This is a genomic window from Streptomyces sp. NPDC051776, assembly GCF_040681345.1.
Classification (GTDB): Bacteria; Actinomycetota; Actinomycetes; order Streptomycetales; family Streptomycetaceae; genus Streptomyces.
This window is the reverse complement of sequence record NZ_JBFAYQ010000173.1, coordinates 1-1,061: the sequence shown is the minus strand read 5'-3', so window position 1 is coordinate 1,061 and position 1,061 is coordinate 1. Positions and strand designations below refer to the sequence as shown.

Sequence of the window (1,061 nt, the reverse complement as noted above, 5' to 3'; positions counted from 1 at the left end):
TATGTCTTTCGTCAAGCGAGGCGTGGGGTTCTGGGTTCGTAGAAGGTGCCGTCGCGGAGCATCGCGAACAGCACGCTGATGCGGCGGCGGGCCAGGCGGAGAAGGGCCTGCGTGTGGGTCTTTCCGCGGGCCCGGCATTTGTCGTAGTAGGTGCGGGAGGCGGGATCGTGCAGGGCGGCGAACGCGGACAGGAACATCGCGCGCTTGAGTTGCCGGTTGCCGCCTCTGGGTGCGTGTTCGCTGTGGATCGAGGTCCCCGAGGACCGTGTCGTCGGGGCGAGGCCGGCGTAGGAAGCCAGGTGGGCGGCGGTGGGGAAGTTGGTGCCGTCGCCGACGGTGACCAGCAGTACCGCGGCGGTCCTGACGCCGACGCCGGGCAGCGACGTCAGGACCTGGGAAAGAGGGTGTGCCTCCAGCAGGGTGCTGATCTGGGCTTTCAGGGCCCGCCGCTGGTCGTGGACGGCCGCGAGCTGGCGGGCCAGGGAAGGGATGACGACGTCGAGGGTGCCTGTGCCGGGGACCACGACGGTCTGTTCGTCGAGCGCGTCGAAGACCTCGTCGATCAGCCGCTGGGCCATGCGCGGGGCCTTGGGCCGTATCACCTCGATAAGTCTGCGGCGGCCGGCTTTGCGCAGGGCGGCCGGGGACCCGTAGCGCTCGAGGAGCCAGGTCACCGCGGGATGGTCCAGGCGCGGGCCCAGGACACGCTCGAGGCTGGGGTGGAACTGGGTGAGCAGACCGCGCATCCGGTTGGAAGTGCGGGTGGCTTCGGCCGCGAGGTCCTGGTCGAAGCCGACGAGGACGGTCAGCTCGGCGGTGATCTCGTCGGACAGTTCCAGCGAGCGCAGGGTGTGCGGCATGGTGCGGGCAGCGTCCGCGATCACCGCGGCGTCTTTCGCGTCGGTCTTCGCCTCGCCCGGGTACAGGTCGGCGATCCGCCGCATGGCAAGTCCCGGCAGGTAGGCGACCTGGCAGCCCGCATCCCGAGCCACCGTCAACGGCAGAGCGCCGATGGAGGCCGGCTGGTCCACCACGACAAGCACCGTGCCGAACTTCGCCGT

The 1,061-nt window shown here is 69.9% G+C and carries 1 protein-coding gene; it reads right to left on the bottom strand.

The genetic code is table 11. The features are described 5' to 3' along the window. Positions 1 to 11 precede the first annotated feature (11 nt). The coding region (locus tag AB0M26_RS31960; protein ID WP_365266561.1) for an IS110 family transposase at positions 12 to 1,061 on the bottom strand (1,050 nt) is incomplete at its 5' end.